This is a genomic window from Billgrantia montanilacus, assembly GCF_003336675.1.
Lineage (GTDB): Bacteria > Pseudomonadota > Gammaproteobacteria > Pseudomonadales > Halomonadaceae > Halomonas > Halomonas montanilacus.
On sequence record NZ_QPII01000011.1, the window covers coordinates 104,490 to 119,032 of the forward strand.

The following is a 14,543-nucleotide window of genomic DNA, read 5'->3' on the forward strand; positions in this document are numbered from 1 at the left end:
TCACTCGGCGAGGAAGGCACGGATCCTGTCGCCGGCCTGGTCGATACCGACGACGCCGTCGAGGTGGCCGCGGTTGCCGTCCAGGGTGACCAGTTCCACCGAGGTGCCGTCGGCACCGATCATATCGGCGGTATCGCGGACGCCTTCGGGAGCGAAGACCAGGTCATTCTCGCTGTAGAGAATGAGTGTCGGCGCGTCGATGTCGGCCAGCCCCGCTTCCAGGCTGTCGCCGTGGCCGGTGACGAAGGCCTGGTTGGCCTTGACCAGGTAGAGCAGGTGGTTGGCGTCGGCGATCTCGGCCCGGGCTGCGGCGATGTCGTCGAGGGTCTGCTCGATGGCGTAACGGGCGTGGATATCGCGGGTCGGGTCGGCGTCTTCGTCAGCCCAGCTGCGATCGAAGGTCTCGTTGGCCCACTGCCAGTGGTTGGCGTTGAGGGTCACCAGCTTGAGCGCTTCACGCAGGCCGTCCAGCGGCGGCTCGCCGTCGTAGTAGTCACCGTCGTTCCAGTTGGCATCGATCCGGATGGGGGCCGCCCAGGCACTCAGGGTGGCGAGCAGCCAGGGGTCGCTCTGGCCTCCGCCGATGACCGGGATCAGCCGTTCGACCCGATCCGGGTAGGCGCTGGCCCACTCATAGGCCTGGAGTGCCCCCATGGAGGGGCCTATGACCGCATGCAGCTGTTCGATGCCCTGGCTCTCCAGCAGCGCCTTCTGCACCTCGACGAAGTCGCGGATGGTCACCAGCGGAAAGTCCAGCCCCCAGGGTTCGTCGGTTTCCGGGTTGATCGAGGCGGGCCCAGTGGTGGTGACATTGGGGTCATGGGCATTGAGGTTGACCAGGGTATCCGAGGAGATGATGTAATACTCGTCGGTATCCAGCGGCTTGCCTGGGCCGATGATCGCATCCCAATAGCCCGGTGCGGCATCGTCTTCGGCATAGCGGCCTGCGGCATGGCTGGTGCCCGAGAAGAAATGCGTGACCAGAATGACGTTGTCCTTCGCCTCGTTGAGGGTGCCGTACGCCTCCCATCCGATCCTCACCGGGGCGATGGTCGCACCGCTGACGGTGGTGTACTCATCCATTTCGAAGTGCTGCTTTTCCACCAGTCCATCCCAGGCCAGGGCCGTCGTGCTACCCAGCAGCAGGGCACCGGCGCAAAGGGCCGTGGCGGCAAGGCGCCGCGAGGCAAAGGAATACTTTACCGAGGTGAGTGTCGAATACTCGATGCTGTCATGCATGGGGCTATCCTTGTTGTAGTCGTTCGCGCGATAGTCGTCTGCGAGCTCTGAGGCCTTACATGGCCTCAAGGCGAGCGATCTAGAGTACAGACGGAAGGCACAGGGGTGTCAATGCCAACGGGATTGGCCTCGGAAATGGCCAAGGGGGACGTGCTATGAGCCGTGGTGACGGGGCTGCCCGACGGACCGGGCTGGGTATGATGCTGCTGTTCTGGGTACTGTTCATCGGTGCCGGTTCCTGGTGGTTCCACGGTTTTCTCGAGCAGCAGCGCAATCCCAATGCCCATCTGGTCAACGCCGTGGCCGGGGACAGTGATCCGGTTGTCCTCGAGCGCAACCGTTCGGGCCATTTCATGGCCACCGGGCGCATCAACGGGGAGCCGGTGGAGTTTCTGCTCGATACCGGTGCCACCTATGTCGCGGTACCCGCGGATCTGGCAGAGCGACTCGGCCTCGAGCGCACGGGGTCGGCCTGGTTTAATACCGCCAACGGCCGCGTGCGTGGGGACCTGACGACGCTCGGTGAGGTGAGCCTGGGAGGGTACACGGCGGATCAGGTGCGAGGCTCCATCAGCCCGGGACTGGACGGCGAGGTAGCCCTGCTGGGCATGAGCTTCCTCAATCGCTTCGATATCGAGATTCGCGATGCCCGGATGATCCTTCGCCCAGCCCAGCAACCTTGAGGCGTTCATGACCGACCAACCGAGAGGCCGCCGTGCCGAAAGACCCAAGCACATACCGGGCCCGGGCTGGCTCGACGTCATCTGGCGGGTCAAGCAGGAGCTGGCCGACGACCGCGTCAACATACTGGCGGCCGGCATCGCCTTCTACGCCCTGTTGTCGCTGTTTCCCGCCATTGCCGCCGTCATTTCCCTCTGGGCGCTGGCCTTCGACCCCCATGAGATCGTTAGCCAGATCGGTGAAATAAGCCGCTTCATGCCGCCGGGTGGGGCGAGCCTGATCAATGAGCAGGCGCGGGAGGTCAGCGACAGCACCGATACCGGGCTCAGTCTGACCGCTATCTTCAGCCTTGCGGTGGCGCTGTTCCTGGCCTCAAAGGGCGTGCGTGGGCTGCTGGTCGGGCTGAATATCGTCTACGGGGAGGCCGAGCAACGCCCCTTTTTCCAGCGTGCGTTGATCGTTACCATTCTTACCCTGGGGCTGATCCTGATCTCCCTGGCCGCCACCCTCTTCGTGGCATTCTTTCCCCTGGTGATCGGGATGCTGGGCCTGGACAGCACGACGGTCAGGGTGATCGGCTGGCTGCGCTGGCCGGCGCTCCTGCTGCTGATGATGCTGGTCATCGCCGTGCTATACCGCTTCGGCCCCTACCGCAGCGCGCCGCGCTGGGAGTGGGTCAGTGTCGGCACCGTCACCGCGACGCTGCTGTGGCTGCTGGGCTCCGGCGGGCTCTCGCTCTATGTCAGCCTCGTGGTCGACATGGCCAAATTGTACGGTTCGCTGGGTACCGTCGTGGTATTGATGCTCTGGTTCTGGCTCTCCGCCTTCGTCGTATTGCTGGGCGCCGAAATCAACGCTGAAATGGAGCGACAGACCCGCAAGGACACCACAACCGGCGAACCCCGGCCCATGGGCGAGCGTGGTGCCCATGCCGCCGACACCCTGGGTCCCAAACAGCCCTGGCGGCAATCCAATCCAACGCAGCATGGAGACGAATCATGAGCCTGACCCAGCGACTCGGCATTGACCTTCCCATCCTTCAGGCACCCATGGCCGGCGTCCAGGGCTCGGCACTGGCCGTCGCGGTGTCCAATGGCGGAGGGCTCGGGGCGTTGCCCTGTGCCATGCTGACTCCCCAGGCCATGAGCGATGAGCTCGAGAGGATTCGAGCGCAGACCACAAGCCCGCTCAACGTCAATTTCTTCTGCCATCTGCCGCCAGAGCCAGATTCCGCCCGCGATGCGCGCTGGCATCAGGCACTGGCACCCTATTATGCGGAGCTGGGCCTCGACATCGACAGCGTATCGTCGAGGGCCGGCAGGCGACCCTTCGACGCCGAGGCCTGCGATGTGCTGGAGAGGTTCCGTCCCGAGGTGGTGAGTTTTCACTTCGGCCTGCCGTCGCCGGCATTGCTTGACCGGGTCAAGGCCTGGGGGGCGACGGTACTCTCCTCGGCCACCACGGTGGAGGAGGCCCTGTGGCTCGAGGCGAATGGTGCCGATGCGGTGATCGCCCAGGGGCTCGAGGCGGGCGGCCATCGCGGCATGTTTCTCACCGAGGACCTCACTACACAGGTCGGCACCCTGGCGCTGCTGCCCCAGGTGAAGGCAGCCGTCACGCTGCCGGTAATCGCCGCCGGGGGTATCGCCGACGCGCGTGGTGTGGCGGCGGCGCTTGCCCTGGGGGCGGATGCGGTGCAGGTCGGTACCGCGTTCCTTTGCTGCCCCGAGGCGACCACCTCGTCGCTGCATCGCCGGGCGCTGCAGAGTGAAGCGGCCCGCCACACGGCGTTGACCAACCTCTACAGCGGGCGGCCGGCGCGTGGCATCGTCACGCGACTGATGCGCGAGCTTGGCCCGATCAGTGCCGTGGCGCCGGCTTTCCCGCTGGCCACGGCGGCCATCGGGCCGCTGCGCAGCGCCGCCGAGGCGCTGGGAAGCGGCGATTTCTCGCCGCTGTGGGCCGGCCAGAACGCCAGTGGTTGCCGCGAGATACCGGCCGCCGAACTGCTGCGGGAGCTGGCGGCTGGTCTGTGAGTGTTCGAAATGGCGGGCCCTTTCCGCTAGCGCTCGCGTAGTGAGAGCCCTGTCAGCAGTGGCTAGCTCATCTTGCCGCCGCTATTGGTCAGTCCGGGTACGCGGGTTCGCTTTTCCACGAAGTCCAGTGTCTGGGCGACGATGCCGGTCAATACGAGGTAGATAATTGCCACCAGGGTGAAAGCCTCCAGAAACTGAAAGGTCTGGTAACCAACCTGCTCGGCGCGGGAGGTTAGCTCGGTAAGGCCGATGGCGTAGGCAATCGATGTGTACTTGAGCTCGACGATGGCTTCATTGGACCACTGAGGGATAACACGTCGACCTGCCTGTGGAAGGATGATGTCGCGCAGTGCCTGGAAACGGCTCATGCCCATGGCGCGGGCGGCGATCATCTGACCCGATGGCAGCGACTGTATCGCACCGCGGAAGTACTCCGCTTGATAGGCCGCGCTGTTCAATCCAATGGCCACCGCCGCGGCAGTGAATGGGTCGAGCACGATGCCAATTTCCGGCAGCCCAAGGTAGATGAAGAACAGCTGAACCAACATCGGTGTGCCGCGAAAGACTTCGACGTAGAGGGTGGCCAGCAGGTAGAGCGGCTTGGAGGCGTAGACCCGAGCCCATACCAACACCAGCGCCAGACAAAAGCCCAATACCATAGCCACTGCCCACAGCCCTACCGTGACGCCCACTCCCTCAAGAAGGAAAGGCATCCATGTCCTTCCGAACTCAATGAAATCCGTCATGTCCGGCTCCCCTCAGGTTTCGTGGTGCTCGTGAGTCAGCATCTGCAGGAACTGGGACGTTCGCGCGTGCTCAGGCTGGGTAAACAGTGTCGAAGGTGGGCCCTGTTCGACGATTACCCCGCCCTCCATGAAGATCACCTCATCAGCGGCGGCCTTGGCAAAACCCATTTCGTGGCTGACCACCAGCATGGTCATTCCGGCATTGGCCAGCTCCTTCATCACCTGGACGACCTCGCCGGTGAGCTCAGGATCGAGCGCCGAGGTGGGCTCGTCGAACAGAATCAGCTTGGGGTCCATGGCCAACGCCCGGGCGATGGAGGCGCGCTGTTTCTGTCCACCGGAGAGTTCGGCCGGGTAGGCGTCGAGCTTGTCGGCAAGACCAACCCGTTCCAGTTCCTCCATCGCTCGACGGGTCGCCTCATGTCTAGAGCGTCCCAGCACGTTGCGCTGTGCCAGGCGGACATTGTCGAGCACGCACAGGTGGGTAAAGAGGTTGAACTCCTGGAAGACAAAACCGATCTGGGCCCGGAGTTGATTGATGCCCTTTTGTTCCACCGTGACACCATCGAGTATGACGCTGCCGTCATCGGGTGGGCTCAGTAGATTTATGCAGCGCAATAAGGTCGATTTGCCAGTTCCTGAAGGGCCGATTACGATCTTCGACTGGCCGCGCTCCAGGTCGAAGCTCACACCCTTGAGCACCTCGATGCCGCCATAGGTCTTGCGTATATTGCGAACGCTGAGAATCGGAGTGTCGCTCATGTCTCCCTCCCACGGCCTTCAAATCCCGGGATCGCCATCTTGCGTTCCAGGGCGTAAAGCCCTGCATTACCCAGGCGGTTGACAACGAAATACATTGCCGCGACTACGGCAAATACCGTCAGCGTATTGCCCTGGAGATTGGATACGATATAGCTGGCCTGGCGAGTCAGCTCGACCACCCCGATCACATAGGCCAGCGAAGTCGCCTTCAGCTCAGAGGAGTACTCGTTGGTCCAGGGCCCGATCGAGCGCCGTAATGCCTGGGGCAGCACGATGTGGCGAATGGTCGCCAGGCGTGACAAGCCAAGTGCGCGCGCCGCCATTACCTCACCGTCGTCAACCGACTGCATGGCACCGCGAAAAATCTGCGCCTGATAAGCCGTGGAGCGAAGCCCCAGGGCGATTACCGCTGCTATGAACGGGGACATCGGTATCAGCTCGCCGATGCCGTAAAAGAACAGCAGGAGTAACACGATTTCGGGTATGCCACGGAAGACTCGCTCGAAAAGCAGCGTGAATAGCCGCAGAGTCCAGTGGCCGTAGACGCTCATCACCGACAGCGTGAGTCCGAGTACGAAGCCAAGCGTTAGCAGGGCGGCCAGCAGTTGTAGCCCGATCCACAGTCCTCTCAACAGAAAGGGGAATTCGGCCACCAACGTGTCGAAGACCATCAGAGAGACTCCGGTTGCGTTGACTAGAACCCCGCCTGGCTTGAGGCGGGGTGATGCGGAGCCTGCTAGTCGTCGAGGCCAGCGATGGGTGCCTGGTAGGTCCTGACATAGTCAGGCATGGTGGCGGGGATCTGCCGAATCGTTGCATAGGGGGCGTAGGAATGAACGATCTCCTGCCATTGGCCGGATTCATACAGTTCCATGATGCCGCGGTTGAGCGCCGCGAGAATATTGTTGGGATCGCCGCGGGACACGGCCAGTGCCTGAGGCTGACCCTGGGTGATGGTACCGGCAATGCGTACCTCGCGACCCTTGTCGATGAAGTCTTCGGCGGTGTCGGTACTCACAATCACCGAATCGATTCGTCCTACCCGCATGTCTTCGATAGCGGTGACATAATTTTCGTAGCTCCTCAGCGTTACATCGATGGCATCGTTCTCGACCAGATTGGCCTCGACCCAGCTGTTCTGTGTGGATCCACCCTGAGCGCCAATGGTGGCGCCGCAGCAGAGTGCGGTCACGACATTCAGCTCGGAGTCGATATTTACCATTACCTCGTCATCGTTTTCCCACCAAGGGATAGTGAAATCCAGTACTTCGTTACGCTCTTCTGTCACGTTCAGGCCGGTCACCAGCAGATCGATTCGCTCGTTTGCCAATGCAGGAATCAGCGAGGGCCATGGCATGTCGCGAAACTCGACCTCCATTCCCTGGTTTTCCGCGATGGCTCGCATGGCATCGACGGCGATGCCCTTGTATTCCCCCCCTTCGGCATAGGCCCAGGGAGGAAAGGCAGCCTCTATGCCGGCGACCAGTGTCTGGGCCTGCGCGGCGCTCAGGGATAGGGAACCGCTAGCGATAAGCGAGGCGATAAGCAGTTTGAGAGGAAAGGATTGGTTCATTGTTTGCACGACCTCGTATTGGAATTATTGTTACAAGATTTTGCTACACCGAAGTTTCAACGTACGTTCGCCTATTGATGAGTGTCAAATGCGGAGAGTGGCATCTTGGACCTGCCTCATCCGGCTTATGGCTGATATCATGGATGCATGAACAGTATTTCGCCTGTCGCGCCTGTCGCGCCGGTCACGGCCTCACTCGACGATCCCTTCTACTACCTGGCGAACTTTCGTTTCGTTCTCGGCTGGGTGAGCGAGCGCCACGATGATCTCCTGGATGACGGCGAGCGGCGCTTCATCGCCGACCTCGATGCGCTGCCGCGAGCTTCCCAGGCGCTGCTGGTGCGTATGGTCATGCGCAAGGGCGAGCACTTCCGTACCACGAAGCTGGTCTATGCCGAGATCGATGATGCCGCGGTGGCGCTCGATGCGCTGGTTGATGCCGGCTGGGTCGAGGCCGATCCGGTGCTGAGCCTCGGCGAGCTGTTTCGCCAACTGCGCCTGGCCGAGCTGCGCCGCGTCCTCGCATCGGAGATCGCGGCGGCGGGCCTGCCGGCGTCGGCGGGCAAGGCGACGATGTACCAGGCACTGTCGCGGCGGCCGGATACGCCGCGCCGGCTGGCCGACTGGGGGGATGTGGCAGCCCTGCAGGGAGAGCGGGTCGTGCGGCTATCCATCATGGCCATCTGCGACCGCCTGCGCTTGATGTTCTTCGGCAATCTGCGTCAGGACTGGTCGGAGTTCGTGTTGGCCGAACTGGGCCTGCAGCGCTTCGAGCGGGTTGGCTTCTCGCCCGAGTCGCGGGCCTTTTCGAGCCGAGATGAAGTCGATATCTACCTGGCGCTGCATCGGCTGCGCGAACGTCTCGAGGAGGGCGAGCTCCCCGAGACGCTGCACGCCGAGATGCCGATGGTGCCCAAGGGCAATGCCTGGCTGGACGAGCGCCGTGCGAGGCTGCTTTATCGGCTGGGGCAGGCGGCAGAGCGTGGCGGCCAGCAGGCGCTGGCACTCCAGGCCTACGGCGAGGCCGACAGCGGTGGGGGTGGAGGAGTAAGAGGAGGCCATGTCGATGCCCGCATCCGCCGCCTGCGCCTGCTGGAGCGACTGGGCGAGCACGGTCGTGCCTTTGAGCTAGCCTCTGTCATGGTGGCCCGCAAGGAAGCGCTCGACAAGAAAACGCCTCACGAGAAAGCAACCGACGAGAGGGAGAGCCAGGCCCTCGAGCGGTTGCTGCCGAGGCTGCGGCGCCGGCTCGGGCTGGCACCGCAGCCTCGGCAGGCGCCGCCCCCGCCCGAGCGCTGGGACCTCTGCGTGAAACGCCCCATCAGCGACGAGGGATGGCCGCTCGGCGTGGAGCGGGCCGTCTGCGCCCACCTGGGTACCCCGCAGGCACCGGTGCACTATGTGGAGAATGCGCTGATCACCGGGCTATTCGGCCTGCTCTGCTGGCCGGCGATCTTCGCCCCGCTGCCCGGCGCCTTCTTTCACCCCTTCCACAGCGGCCCGGCGGATCTCAATCGAGCTGACTTCGTGTCACGCCGTCGCGAGAGGTTCAAGGCCTGCCTGGCCCAACTGGATGACGGACGCTATCACGACACCATTCTCGAGACCTGGCAGTGCAAACGGGGCCTCGCCTCGCCCTTCGTGCACTGGGAGGCGCTCAACGAGGGGCTGCTGCTGCAGGCCTTGGCGAATATCCCCGCTACGCACCTTAGGGCATGCTTCACGCGGCTGCTGCTCGACCCGCGGGCCAACCGGGCGGGCCTTCCCGACCTGATCCAGTTCCTGCCGGAAGCCGATGTCGCGTCAGCCGCCTATCGGCTGATCGAGGTAAAGGGCCCCGGCGACCGGCTGCAGGACAACCAGATCCGCTGGCTGGCGTACTTCCGGTCGCACGGCATCCCCGCCGTGGTGTGCCATGTGACCTGGCAGGACGAGGCGGTAGGATCATGACCGCGAAGGATGGGCAGTATCGCGTGGCAGTACGCGCGCTGTGCGACTTCACCGCCCGTGAAGGCGATCTCGACCACCGATTCACCCCCTCGCCCAGCGCCCAGGACGGCATCGCCGGGCATGCCCTGGTGGCGAGCCGGCGCGGTGTCGGATACGAAGCCGAACTGCCGCTGTCGGGTAGCTACCGCGGCCTGGTGGTCAGCGGCCGCGCCGATGGCTACGACCCCCGGGCCAATCGCCTGGAGGAGGTCAAGACCCATCGCGGCGCCCTGGATCGCATGGCGCCCAACCAGCGCGCCCTGCACTGGGCCCAGGTGAGGGTCTACGGTGCCCTGCTCTGTGCCGAGCGTAAGCTCGAGACGGTGACGCTGGCGCTGGTCTACCTCGATATCGCCACCGGCCGCGAGACCTCGCTGACCGAGGAGGCGAGCGCGGCCGAGCTGTCGGTGTTCTTCGAGGCCCAATGCCGGCGCTTCCTGGCCTGGGCCGAGCAGGAGAGTCGTCATCGACAGGCGCGGGACGACGACCTGAGCCGGCTCAGCTTCCCCCACCCCGAGTTTCGCCCCGGCCAGCGGGAGCTGGCCGAAGGGGTCTACAAGGCGGCAGCCACCGGACGCTGCCTGCTGACCCAGGCGCCCACCGGCATCGGCAAGACCATTGGCACCCTCTTTCCCTTGCTGACGGCCATGCCGCGCCAGGGGCTCGATCGCATCGCCTTCCTGACCATGAAGACCCCGGGACGACGGCTGGCGCTGGATGCCCTGGCCAGGCTGGGAGCTGCCGGCAGCGTGGAGCATGGCGAAGAGCGCCGGCCGCTGCGCGTACTGGAGCTGATGGCCCGCAGCAAGGCCTGCGAGCATCCCGACAAGGCGTGCCATGGCGAGGCCTGCCCGCTGGCGGCGGGTTTTTACGATCGCCTGCCGGCGGCGCGCCAGGCGGCGGTGACGCGGGGCTGGCTCGACCGCGAGGCGCTGCGCGAGGTGGCCCTTGCCCACGGCGTCTGCCCCTATTATCTGGGGCAGGAGCTGGCGCGCTGGTGCGATGTGACGGTGGGGGACGTCAACCACTACTTCGATGCCGGCGGCCTGCTGCACGGGTTGGCCCAGGCCGACGGCTGGCGCTTGGCGCTGCTGGTGGATGAGGCCCACAACCTGGTCGAACGGGCCCGGGCCATGTACAGCGCCGAGCTTGACCAGCGGCACTTCAGTCGGCTGCATCGCTCGGCGCCGCCGACCCTGGTTCGCCCCTTGGGGCGAGTGGTCCGGCAGTGGCAGGCGCTGGTGCGTGAAATGGGGCCGGCGTCGGAAGGGGAGCCGGGGCGCCCGGCCTACTGTGTCCTCGATGGGCTTCCCGACAAGCTGGTAGGGGCACTGCAGCTACTGTCCGGCGCTATCACCGATTACCTGGGCGAGCACCCGGCCGGCAGCGACCCGGAACTGCAGGAGCGTCTGTTCGAGGCGCTTGCCTTCTGTCGTCTGGCCGAATCCTTCGGCGACCACTCGCTGTGCGACCTGACGCGCCATGGCAAAGGGCACTCGGTCGTCGGGTTGCGCAACCTGGTACCGGCCGATTTCCTGGCGCCGCGCTTCGCCGCGACCCGGAGCTGCGTACTCTTCTCGGCCACGCTGAGCCCCGCGCATTACCACCGCGATCTGCTGGGCCTGCCGGAGGCGAGCGCCTGGCAGTCGGTATCCTCGCCCTTCACCAGCGACCAACTCGAGGTGCGCATCCAGGGCGGCATCTCGACACGGCTACGGGACCGGGCGGCCTCCATCGAGCCAATCGTCGCCGAACTGGCAGGGCAGTACCGGCACCGCCCCGGCCACTACCTGGCCTTCTTCAGCAGCTTCGCCTACCTCGATGCAGTGCTGGCACGCCTGCGCGAGGCCCATGCCGAGATACCTGCCTGGGCCCAGACCCGCGGCATGCAGGAAGCCGACCGGGATGCCTTCCTGGCGCGCTTTCGGCCGGGTGGCCGGGGAATCGGCTTCGCAGTGCTGGGTGGCGCCTTTGCCGAAGGCATCGACCTTCCCGGGGATCGGCTAATCGGTGCCTTCATCGCCACCCTGGGGCTGCCCCCGTTCGATCCCTTCAACGAAGCGCTCAAGGCCAGGCTGGAGCGCCGCTTCGGTCGTGGCGATGAGTATGCCTACCGTATCCCCGGCCTTATCAAGGTAGTGCAGGCGGCCGGCCGGGTCATCCGCGGGCCGGAAGATCGCGGCACGCTGGTGCTGATCGACGATCGTTTCGGCCATCGCCACGTTCGCAGCCTGCTGCCGTCCTGGTGGCGGCTTGGGGAGTGTCAGTGAGGCCGGGGCGGGATCTCCTCCACCCGTGTGGCGATATCCTCGTCGGCTTCGTAGAGCGCCTCTAGTTCCCTGGCCGCCTCTTGTATGGTCTGGATCTGTTTCTTCTCGTTGCCGAACACTTCCAGCTGACGCATCAGCGCTTCTTCGTCATGGGGCCGGAAAGTGTCGATGGTGTGCTGGGCCTGGTCGGGCGGGATGCCAAGGCCGATCAGGGCGTCGCGGGTCAGTTCCAGGCTGGCGGGCAGCAGTTCGCGCACGATGTGGGTGACGCCGGCTCGCATCAGCAGGTGGGCGTGGTAACGGTTGCGGGCCCGGGCATAGAGCTTGAGGTGAGGAAACTGTCGCCTGGCCTGCTCGACGATACGCATGGACGCCTCGGGGTCTCCCACCGCGATGACCAGGACCCGGGCCTTGTCGGCACCGGCAGCCTTGAGCAGGTCGATGCGAGAGGCGTCGCCGTAGTAGACCTTGTTGCCGTAGCGCCGTACCACCTCGACCTGCTCGGCATTGATGTCGAGCACGGTGTAGGGGATCTTAAGCCCCTGCAGGGCGCGCCCCATGATCTGGCCGAAGCGCCCGAAGCCCGCGATGATGATCTGGGGAGACTCGTCCCGGGGGCTATCGTAGGTCGGCTTGGCCCGGGTGGGTGCGTAGAGCCGACGCAGGCCATGGACATGCAATTGGAAGAGCAGCGGCGTGACCACCATGGAGAGCGAGATCACCAGGATCAGCAGGCTGACCAGCGCCTGGTCTAGCAAGGCGGCGGCCGCGGCGGAGAGCAGTACGAAGCCGAATTCGCCGCCCTGGGAGAGCAGCACGGCGAGGTTGGTGGCCTCCTTCCAGCTGCCGCCATAGAGCCGTGTGGCGATCAACAGGCTCAGCGCCTTGAGCAGCACCAGGCCCAGGGTCAGGCCGAGCACGACCAGCGGGATCTCCGCCAGCAGACCGATCTCCGCCATCATGCCCACGGCCATGAAGAACAGCCCCAGCAGCAGGCCGCGGTAGGGCTCGATGTCGGCCTCAATATTGTGGCGATACTCCGAGTCGGCAAGCAGTACGCCGGCAATGAAGGCGCCCAGGGCCATGGAGAGGCCGGCCAGCTCCATCAACAGGGCGGCACCGATCACCACCAGCAGGGCGGTGCCGGCGAAGACCTCGCGGCTGCGAGTGGCAGCGGCATAGTGGAACAGTGGCCGCAGCAGGAAGCGTCCACCGACGATCAGCCCGGCGAAGGCGCCCGCGGCGAGAATCACCTCGCGCAGCAGCGGTGCAGCGCCGTTGGTCATCAAGGCATCGGCGGCGAGCAGTGGAACCACGGCCAGCACCGGAATCGCCGCCAGATCCTGAAACAGCAGCAGGGCAAAGGCGTGGCGCCCGTGGCGTGTCTGCAGCTCCTTGCGTTCACCAAGCAGGTGCAGGACCAGGGGCGTGGAGCAAAGCCCCAGGCTGAAACCCACCACGATGGCGGCCGCAGGCGACAGGCCCAACCACCAGGCGGTCAGGGCGAGCAGCAGCGTGGTGACGCTGACCTGCAGGCTGCCGAAGCCGAAGACGGCCTTGCGCATCACCCGGAGGCGCGAGGGTTTTAGCTCCAGGCCGATCACGAACAGCAGCAGGACGATGCCGACCTGGGAGAACTGCAGCACGCCCTGGGCGTCCGGAACCAGCGCCAGCACGGAGGGGCCGATGACCACCCCGGCGGCCAGGTAGCCGAGCACCTCGCCGAGCCCCAGGCGCTTGAACACCGGTACGATCAGCACCGCCGCGGCGAGAAAGATCAGAACATTGAGCAGCAGACCGCTGGCCAAGGAAGGCACCTCCGAGATGACAGGGGAAAGGGCATTCTACCCGAGGGGGTGTTCAACACTAAGCAAGAGCGAGGCAAGAAGCGGGCCAGATGGCCGATGAGAGGGGGCCGGTCGGAGGCCGATCAGGCAGCGTCGGTGTCAGTGGCTGCGGCGGTGGCCGGAGCTGGAGAGTGTCTCAAGGACGTTGACGCCGATGAAGCCGGTCAGCGCGCCGGTCAGAAAGGCGCCCGCCTCGGTGGCCACCGCGGCCCCCGGGAGTCCCAGATAGCCGACGCCGAGCACCCCGGCGACATAGGCGATACTGGCCACGAGGAGGCCTTCGACAAGCCGCCGCCGGGTCAGCGCCTGGCGTGCACCTTTGATGAAGCGCCGGCCGTACCCGCTCAGGGCGCCCCCGAACAGTGCAGCGAGGATCGGTCCCCAGGGGAATTGCTGCTGGATCACGGTTTCACTGCTCAGGCTGCCGGTAAAGGCGCTGACGTTGATGGGGGCCAGCCCCGAGGAGCGCAGGCTGAAGGAGCTCGTGGCCTGGCCCGGCGCGAAATGCACTGCCCCGGTCTCGATACGGCCACCGCCGTCGAGGGTCAGGACGACATCGGTGTGCTGCTCGGTGGGCAACGGCATGCCGTGAGGCGCCACCCGCACCAGGGTCACCTCGACACTTTCCAGGCCCAGCCCCAGCACGCGTCGGGTTGCCGGACGCAGTTCGAGACGGGGAAGTACCTCAAGCTCCAGATTGACGTCGGAAATGGTGGATCTGACCTCCAGGGTGGGATTGGGGGTAGAGGGCAGGAAGCTCAATCGCAGGGTCTGCTCGTGGGCCAGGCCAGGGCCGTCGATGCGAAGGGGCGGCAGCGTGTCCTGAATCGTCAGCCCTCTGAGCCGGATGCGGACTTCGACCGGGTGCTCCAGCTCGAGCCCGGTGATGAGTCGCTCCTCCGATGGCTGCAGTCCGAAGCTCAGTTCGGTGTGATAGGCGCCGCTGAGAGGGTTCCAGACGGCCGGGATCGGGCTGGCCGCTAGTGTCAGGCGCAGCCAGGCTGCGGTCAGTGGCAAAGGCTCGTCGGCTGCCCGATCAGCGGTTTCGGTGTCGGGTGAGGGTAACGGAATGACCATGCCATTCGGCAAGATGAGCGGCTGATCGGAGGTGACCCGCCGGGTTTCGATCTCGTCACCCTTGATGACGAAGGCGCGGGATTCGGGCACGGCCACGCTGATCCGCCCCTGCTCCTGGCGGGGCTGTGTCAGCTCGGTGATCTCCCGGCCTTGCAGGTCGGTGACCCTGAGTCTCTCCACAGCCTGGTCCCAATCGAGCAGGAGGCGCTCATCCGCCGAGGATGGCGGTGCGCTGGCGCCTGCCGCGACCGTCAGGAGCGAAAGGAAGATGATCGTGCGCCTGAGGTGCAGCGTCATGCGATGCCTGCTATCTTGACTCGGCT

The 14,543-nt window shown here is 65.1% G+C and carries 12 protein-coding genes; 5 read left to right on the top strand and 7 right to left on the bottom strand.

What is annotated here, in order from left to right:
• The gene (locus tag DU505_RS14860; RefSeq protein WP_114479770.1) at nucleotides 1–1,239 is read right to left on the bottom strand and encodes an E22 family MetX-like putative esterase; all 1,239 of its coding nucleotides are present in this window, start codon (nucleotides 1,237–1,239) and stop codon (nucleotides 1–3) included.
• Between the two features lie 155 nt (nucleotides 1,240–1,394).
• Between DU505_RS14860 and DU505_RS14865 the strand changes: the two genes are divergently transcribed.
• Genes DU505_RS14865 through DU505_RS14875 form a run of 3 tightly spaced genes read left to right on the top strand, consistent with a single transcriptional unit; the run spans nucleotide 1,395 to nucleotide 3,956 of the window.
• On the top strand, nucleotides 1,395–1,922 hold the full coding sequence (locus tag DU505_RS14865; RefSeq protein WP_114479771.1) for a retropepsin-like aspartic protease family protein: 528 nt from the start codon (nucleotides 1,395–1,397) through the stop codon (nucleotides 1,920–1,922).
• Nucleotides 1,923–1,929: 7 nt separating this feature from the next.
• Nucleotides 1,930–2,922, top strand: a complete 993-nt coding sequence (locus DU505_RS14870; RefSeq protein ID WP_114479772.1) for a YihY/virulence factor BrkB family protein — start codon at nucleotides 1,930–1,932, stop codon at nucleotides 2,920–2,922.
• On the top strand, nucleotides 2,919–3,956 hold the full coding sequence (locus DU505_RS14875) for an NAD(P)H-dependent flavin oxidoreductase (RefSeq protein ID WP_114479773.1): 1,038 nt from the start codon (nucleotides 2,919–2,921) through the stop codon (nucleotides 3,954–3,956). The genes DU505_RS14870 and DU505_RS14875 overlap by 4 nt, the downstream gene beginning before the upstream one ends.
• 62 nt (nucleotides 3,957–4,018) lie before the next feature.
• Here the strand turns inward: DU505_RS14875 and DU505_RS14880 are convergent, their stop codons facing one another.
• From DU505_RS14880 to DU505_RS14895, 4 genes are all read right to left on the bottom strand, one after another.
• On the bottom strand, nucleotides 4,019–4,702 hold the full coding sequence (locus tag DU505_RS14880) for an amino acid ABC transporter permease (protein WP_114479774.1): 684 nt from the start codon (nucleotides 4,700–4,702) through the stop codon (nucleotides 4,019–4,021).
• A 12-nt stretch (nucleotides 4,703–4,714) separates the two neighbouring features.
• A complete protein-coding gene (locus DU505_RS14885; protein ID WP_114479775.1) occupies nucleotides 4,715–5,464 on the bottom strand; it encodes an amino acid ABC transporter ATP-binding protein in 750 nt (249 codons plus the stop codon).
• Entirely contained in the window at nucleotides 5,461–6,135 is a 675-nt protein-coding gene (locus DU505_RS14890; RefSeq protein WP_114479776.1) for an amino acid ABC transporter permease, read from the bottom strand. Before DU505_RS14890 ends, DU505_RS14885 begins: the two co-directional genes overlap by 4 nt.
• A 65-nt stretch (nucleotides 6,136–6,200) precedes the next feature.
• Nucleotides 6,201–7,037 carry a transporter substrate-binding domain-containing protein gene (locus DU505_RS14895; protein ID WP_114479777.1) on the bottom strand — a complete coding sequence of 279 codons (837 nt, stop codon included), beginning with the start codon at nucleotides 7,035–7,037 and terminating at the stop codon, nucleotides 6,201–6,203.
• Nucleotides 7,038–7,184: 147 nt separating this feature from the next.
• Here DU505_RS14895 and DU505_RS14900 point away from each other — a divergent pair, with 147 nt between their 5' ends.
• Both DU505_RS14900 and DU505_RS14905 read left to right on the top strand, forming a co-directional pair.
• Nucleotides 7,185–8,987 carry a VRR-NUC domain-containing protein gene (locus DU505_RS14900; RefSeq protein ID WP_114479778.1) on the top strand — a complete coding sequence of 601 codons (1,803 nt, stop codon included), beginning with the start codon at nucleotides 7,185–7,187 and terminating at the stop codon, nucleotides 8,985–8,987.
• Complete coding sequence (locus DU505_RS14905; RefSeq protein ID WP_114479779.1) at nucleotides 8,984–11,296, top strand: ATP-dependent DNA helicase; 2,313 nt, start codon at nucleotides 8,984–8,986, stop codon at nucleotides 11,294–11,296. The genes DU505_RS14900 and DU505_RS14905 overlap by 4 nt, the downstream gene beginning before the upstream one ends.
• On the opposite strand, the gene DU505_RS14910 is transcribed toward DU505_RS14905, so the two are convergent.
• A complete protein-coding gene (locus DU505_RS14910; RefSeq protein ID WP_422667044.1) occupies nucleotides 11,290–13,113 on the bottom strand; it encodes a monovalent cation:proton antiporter-2 (CPA2) family protein in 1,824 nt (607 codons plus the stop codon). The genes DU505_RS14905 and DU505_RS14910 overlap by 7 nt on opposite strands.
• A gap of 129 nt (nucleotides 13,114–13,242) precedes the next feature.
• On the bottom strand, nucleotides 13,243–14,517 hold the full coding sequence (locus tag DU505_RS14915; protein ID WP_114479781.1) for a TIGR04086 family membrane protein: 1,275 nt from the start codon (nucleotides 14,515–14,517) through the stop codon (nucleotides 13,243–13,245).
• Between the last annotated feature and the right edge of the window lie 26 nt (nucleotides 14,518–14,543).

Bases quoted from the DNA above. Each gene is read 5' to 3' on its own strand.
- DU505_RS14890 (WP_114479776.1), bottom strand. From the start codon at position 6,135: ATGGTCTTCGACACGTTGGTGGCCGAATTCCCCTTTCTGTTGAGAGGA.
- DU505_RS14875 (WP_114479773.1), top strand. From the start codon at position 2,919: ATGAGCCTGACCCAGCGACTCGGCATTGACCTTCCCATCCTTCAGGCA.
- DU505_RS14860 (WP_114479770.1), bottom strand. From the start codon at position 1,239: ATGCATGACAGCATCGAGTATTCGACACTCACCTCGGTAAAGTATTCC.
- DU505_RS14915 (WP_114479781.1), bottom strand. From the start codon at position 14,517: ATGACGCTGCACCTCAGGCGCACGATCATCTTCCTTTCGCTCCTGACG.
- DU505_RS14870 (WP_114479772.1), top strand. From the start codon at position 1,930: ATGACCGACCAACCGAGAGGCCGCCGTGCCGAAAGACCCAAGCACATA.
- DU505_RS14895 (WP_114479777.1), bottom strand. From the start codon at position 7,037: ATGAACCAATCCTTTCCTCTCAAACTGCTTATCGCCTCGCTTATCGCT.
- DU505_RS14885 (WP_114479775.1), bottom strand. From the start codon at position 5,464: ATGAGCGACACTCCGATTCTCAGCGTTCGCAATATACGCAAGACCTAT.
- DU505_RS14900 (WP_114479778.1), top strand. From the start codon at position 7,185: ATGAACAGTATTTCGCCTGTCGCGCCTGTCGCGCCGGTCACGGCCTCA.
- DU505_RS14905 (WP_114479779.1), top strand. From the start codon at position 8,984: ATGACCGCGAAGGATGGGCAGTATCGCGTGGCAGTACGCGCGCTGTGC.
- DU505_RS14880 (WP_114479774.1), bottom strand. From the start codon at position 4,702: ATGACGGATTTCATTGAGTTCGGAAGGACATGGATGCCTTTCCTTCTT.
- DU505_RS14865 (WP_114479771.1), top strand. From the start codon at position 1,395: ATGAGCCGTGGTGACGGGGCTGCCCGACGGACCGGGCTGGGTATGATG.